Below are 6,061 nucleotides of genomic sequence, written 5' to 3' on the forward strand. Positions count from 1 at the left end.
TCCATGCTGATCGCATCCACGTTTTCGTAATAGGACGTCAGTCCTACGTCCGAGCCGTCAAAGTACAGTTCAAAGGTTCCGGCGGTTGTGTCGCCGATTTCGGTGGGAACGAACCGGACAATATCCGCCGGCGCGATGGTGCCAAGTTCCGCAAGTTTGGTGTTGGCGTTGAAACTCATCAAAATGCTGCCGTCTGCCAACAGATGAAAAGCATCGACGTCGGTACGGATCCCTACATCCGAACCGTCAAAGAACATCTGCCAAGCTCCGGTTCGCGTGTCGTGGATAAAAATATCCTCGTCTGCAAAGGTCAAGTCGCCTACGGCGATTCGACTCTGTGAACTCATGTAGATGACTTTTTCTCCAAACACCTCAGTTCCGGTAAAGTTGCTGTGTTGGATTCCATCGAGTGCATCGTGTTCGATCGGATTCAACGGTTCGCTGCCGCTAGCGTTAGTGGCGACTGCAAAGGCAGTTGGCGTCGCCAGCGAGATGTTCCCACCCGCCGTCGTGAGCAAATTGCCTGAAAAGGCGTTGGCGGCTTGAATGACGTCGGAATTCTCAGTGTAAATCGACCAGTCGCCCGATGTCTCGGTGCCGAAAACACCGTTGCTCAACACCATCCGTGTGTCTTTGTCGATCATTTGGCCATCAAGATAGAATCTGCCTACTGTGCTGACGACCAAACGGCCATCGGTGGTGAAGCTGATTTCATCAATGTCACCGCTGGTGGGGTTCAGACCGACATCAGATCCATCAAAAAACCACTCAAGCGTTCCAGCGGTTTGCGTGCCGAGACCGGTCGGAGTGAATTTTAAGATGTCAGAATCGCGAACCAACCCCAACCCTTTTGAATAGCTGTTGGTATCAAAGCTCAGCAGGATGTTGCCGTCGTCTTGCACATAAAATGCGTTGACATCCCATCGGGCCAGTCCGACTTGAGAGCCATCGAAATAGAGTGACCATTCGCCGGTGTTGTTGTTAAATGCCAGTATGTCCTCGTCCGCATAGGGGATATTACCGACGACTCCATTTTTTGAAAAACTGACGTAGGTAATTTCGCTGGTGTCCGGAAGCGGTGGCGGAGGCGGTGTATCGTCGTCATCAGGCAACTCGATTTTTGAGCCGTTGATTGTGATCGAGACACTGGCCTGGGTGCTTGCGCCGTGTCGATCGGTGACTCGATAGGCAAGTGTTTGCACCTCCTGTTGCCCCACCGGTAAATCGTCGAATTGGTCGGCCGGATCAAAGCGGAAACTTCCCTCGCCCAAGTCGACAAACTGGCCACGTGAGGGGCGCGTCAGCCATTCATAGCTCAATGAGCTGGCATTGTCATCGCGGTCGATGTCGTCGGCCGTGACGGTTTGAACGACCGCTGGTTCATCGCCGTTGATCGAAAAGGCGAGATCATTGGCGGTCGGAGCATCGTTGCTGCCATTGATTTGGAATGAAATCACCGCCGTGTCCGTTTCGTAGCCATCACTGAGCGTGTATTGAAAGCTATCGGTCAACGATTCACCCACTGCCAGACTCTGCACCTCCTCATCAAATGGATTCAGCACATAGGAGTACGAGCCATCATGATTCCACTGCAGCGATCCGAATCTGCCGGCCACCGGTGAGTCAAATGGACTGGTGGATCGTTCGATTTGGGTCACGCTAAGCGTTTCATCACCATTGGCATCTTGATCATTACCGAGCAGATTGCCGCTGATGGCACTGAGTTGATCTTCGTTGATCTGGGCAAGGTCGTCCGATGCCACCGGTAGTGCATTGACAAATACGCTTGTCGAGTCGGCATTGTTTCGCGAGTTGGACTCGGTCGAGCTCGTGGTTACCGCTGACTCGAGCGACAGTGTGCCCGGCTGCGTCGTGGTGACTCGAATCTCAATTTGCTTTGACGCCCCACTGGCCAGATTGCCAATATCGGTGGTGACGACGCCGCTTCCACCCGTGCCCCCACTTCCGCTCAAGGAACTGTTCGGCGATGAACTCAACCATCCCGAACTTGTCGACGTCGTGACAAGAACGTTTTGGGCGGTCACCGCTCCTTGGTTGCTAACCGTGACGGTGTAGATCGTGTCGTTGCCAAGCGTCACCGATGCTGCGGTGTCGGATAAATCTACTTGCACGTCCGCGAGTTGCGGCGATTGATTATCGACGCTTAGATTGAACACATCCGAAGTAAAACTACCCAAACTGTCAAACGCAGTAACCTGGATAGCGGTCGTGCCGGATGCCGGGGGATGGCCGGTGATCACACCCGTTTCGACGTCGATGCTAATCCAATTGGGCAGGACTCCGCCGTTGCGAGGCGCAATCGAGTAGGACAGATCGTTGCCGTCCTCGGCGTCCTGGAAGTAGCCAGCGATATCAAGATCGAACGAGGTATTGCGATGAACTGTCGTATTGGGGATCGCGGAAACCAAGGTGGGCGACTGGTTCACAGGATTGACAGTGATATCGAAATGATCGGTTGTGGTCGCACCGTAACGGTCTCTCGCGGTGAGTTCAATCGAGATCGTTCCCACGTCGGATTGCGACGGCGTACCGACGAAGTATCCTTCGTTGCCGTAGAGTTTCAGCCAGGATGGCAGCGCTTGGCCATTGGATTGTCGAGCCGAAAAGGAGAGTGTGTCATTGGCATCGCTGTCAAAGAAGTGACGTTTGCCAGCGTAGGCGAAGTTCTCATTGACAATGATGTTTTCCGCTTCAGACCCACCGCCGATCAAGTATTGCCAAGCACCGGTATACCCTTCAGTACCCGCTGCTCCGTTGTTGAAGGCAATGTTTCCTTCGAGCGTAGAATTTTTCAGGCTTGCTGCACTTGATCCATAGACTTTGATGCCATGCCGGAATTGGTTGAAGAGGATGTTGTCGGCGAAGACGCGTGTATAGTCATCGTTTTGTGCATAAATCCCTTGACCGTGCTCGCGGTCGGGACCCGACCAACCATTGTTGTAAATGAGTGAACCGTAAACCTCACCTCCATCGGCAGGTCCCCAGTATCCGAGACCTTTGTTAAGGTCGTGGATTTCCCAATTGATGATCTTGACGTGATCGCCCTGGACGTTGATGTTGCCACGATTGATATTCGCCGGCCAAGAGCCGGGGATATCAGTTGTCCGTGAGGACAAGTCGCTGGAGAAAACCTCGAATCCTTGGTAGTACGTATGTTGCCCACCGACGGTAACCACTTCGGCGTTCAGTGGCGTCCCATTGTTCAAGTCAATGATCACCTCTTCGCCAGGATACTCGCGAACATGAATGGGATTCTCAGCAGTACCCGAAAGAGTGCTGGTGAATTTACCGTGGTAGGTGCCACCCATAATCCAAATCGTATCGCCAGGCGACACGCTTGAAGGGTGGCTCATTGCGGTTTGCAAATCCCAAGGACTGCTCTGGCTACCGTTGCCCTGCGGCGTTCCATTGGGAGAGACATAAAATTCGCTGCCTGTCGCAGGAACAGGATCAGCTTCGGATAGAATCAGGAAACTGCCGAATTCTTTATCGACCACCAAAGGAGCAACGGGATTATGACCGATCGGCACCGGCGAAACTCGGTCGACCATTGGAATGGAGACCGCGTCGCCATCGTAGACGCCGGAAACAACCGGATCGCCTTTAAGATCGAGCACATCGTAGATTTCAAAAGCCGCACCAGGCTCAACCACCGCTGACAAATCGAGTTCGACTTGATCAAGCCGATCCCAGTTGTAAACCACCGCATTACCACGTCCAGGTTCGTATTGGTTCGGGCGTACTTCGACGACCGTACCATGGGCCGTGTTGGTTAGCGTGCTGTTGGCATCCAGCCCAGAGCGATCCAGCCATTGGTCCCACGTTACGACGGATCCGTCATAGTTAAACGCCCGGCGCGTATCGGAGACGTAGCTGTTGTTGTCCCAGATGTAATCCTGAGACGAAGCCCCGGCTGGAATGTCAGTTAATTCGAGGACACGATAGGGATCGTCGTTCATCACCGTATTGCCGGTAAAGGTGATGTCTTCCCATTCGCCAAAAAACTGAACACCACTGGCAAAATAGTTGTCCGTCGCTTGAATATCAGTTCCTCCGACCCCATAGCCAAAGACAACGCCTGTGGTCGGTAAGAGGTTGAAACTGAAGGGAATATCGGCTCCCAGGGTCAGATCGGAAACGGGCGTGGAGATCTGAGGGGGCTGGTTTCCAGCAAGAAGCAGTCGCGGTTCGAGCCGTTCGAGAAGTTGACGCCGTTTGTTTTGTTGTCGACGTGCGCGCCGACGTAATCGATTGTCCGAGAAAAACCTGATTTGCATTCGCTCTCTCCTGCAGACAGGAGCCTATCGAAGAAAAGGGGCTTAGGTGGTCAAAGGATGACCGAAGAGCGTCGCATTCTACGTATTGTGAGGGATGGTGCTAGGCCAGTTTGACTAGGTTTGCAGGAGTGGGGCTGTGCCCCCCGGGGCGTCGTCAATTGGCGGGGGGCGAGGTCGATGGAAGCGGGATTTCCGCAGTTTCCGCTCTATAGAGAGTACGGATTACCGAAGGGGTAGCTGGATAAAATCCGTGTCAGAAAAAAATTCATCGACTTTTCTATCGGCGGGGGGCGAAATAGCCTGAGGTTTTTCTGTTTGCAGTTCGATTTGCGGCTCCCACACCGAAAGTACGCTGTCAATCGAAGCAAGTTTCATGCTTCGCGGCGGCAGCGGTATTGGTGCGATTTCCAGAGTCTCTCGCTGTAAGTCAATTCGTCCCCATGTGTTAGGAGAAGGCATGGAGCGGAGGGGCGTGGTGATCGCCGATTCGACATGGCGTGTTTCACGCACAGTGTCGACATAGGTCGAGATGAAGCGAGACGTTTCCGGTGGACTGTTTTCCTGTGTGGGTTCTGCAAGCATTTCCAATGTGAATAGCGGGATGGTCTGGGCGTTTGCTTGGATCTGAGGAGCTTCCAGCGTCGCGTCCGTCACATGAATCGCGTCAAGCGATTGAGTGATACCGCCAGATGCTCCGCGATAGATGAGATCGATGGTACATGCGGTATCGGTCCCAAAATTGGTAACCCCGCAAACCAATATGTCCGTCCCGGTACCGCGGAGACCACCGGCGGCCACTGTCCCAAGCGTCGTTAGATAAAGAGTTTCTCCGTCGTTGGCCAACGAGATCCCGGTTAAATTTTCGCTGGTCGATGTCAGCTCGACATCCGATCCGTCGAAGTAGAGTTGCCATGTGCCAGCGGTGAGATCGCCCAGACGGGTCGGTGAAAACTGTAAGATGTCCGCACTGCTGCCGCTCACCCCATCGACCGCAAAGTTACCACTGGTACTCAGCAGCAGACTGCCGTCCGGTGCAATGCTGATCCCGTCGACATCCTCGTAATAGGTGGTCAATCCCACGTCGGAACCGTCAAAGTACCACTCGAATTGCCCTGCAGTGTCGTGGCCTGTGGTGGCGGGAATAAAACGCACAATGTCGGGACGTTCTACCGTTCCGAGACCATCAATGTTGGTGGACGCATTAAAGCTGAGCAGAATGCTTCCATCCTCTTGTAAAACAAACGCATCGACATCGGTGCCTATTCCTACATCCGACCCATCAAACAGCAACTTCCAAGCCCCCGTACGTGTGTCGTGATAGAAGATGTCTTCGTCGGATATGCTCATGTCGGCGACCGAGACACCATTCATCGAGCTCATATAGATCACGTGCTGTCCAAATTTTTCGTTGCCGGTAAAACTGCCAATCTGGATTGCGTCGAACGCGTGCTGGCCGTCGATGCCATGAAGACTGCCGGTGAATTTTTCTGATACATGGCAACTTGTTTGTTCACCGAATGATTCCATCATGCACGTGGCAATGTCGATGGCTTCACCGCTAACACCCCCAAACGAAAACCCGCTCTCCGATGAAAGATGAATTTCATTTGTGGCCGGGTCGACGGAGACGCCGTCGATGTTTGCGTCGCCTAGTCCCACGTCGGATCCATCAAAGTACATTGCCCAATCACCGCTAGTGTTTGCACCAAACACGCCGTTGTTGATCACCAACAGGTCTTCGTTTGCAGCAGAGATCCCCGATA

Annotated in this window: 2 protein-coding genes; both read right to left on the reverse strand. The window is 53.4% G+C overall.

Annotation, left to right across the window (positions count from 1 at the left end; translation table 11 throughout):
* Positions 1-4,298 (reverse strand): putative Ig domain-containing protein (locus tag RMSM_RS00555; protein ID WP_008689974.1); only part of this gene is annotated, 4,298 nt, incomplete at its 3' end.
* A gap of 222 nt (positions 4,299-4,520) precedes the next feature.
* Positions 4,521-6,061: hypothetical protein (locus RMSM_RS40495; protein ID WP_040763320.1), on the reverse strand; the 1,541-nt coding region annotated here is incomplete at its 5' end.

This window comes from Rhodopirellula maiorica SM1, assembly GCF_000346295.1.
Classification (GTDB): domain Bacteria; phylum Planctomycetota; class Planctomycetia; order Pirellulales; family Pirellulaceae; genus Novipirellula; species Novipirellula maiorica.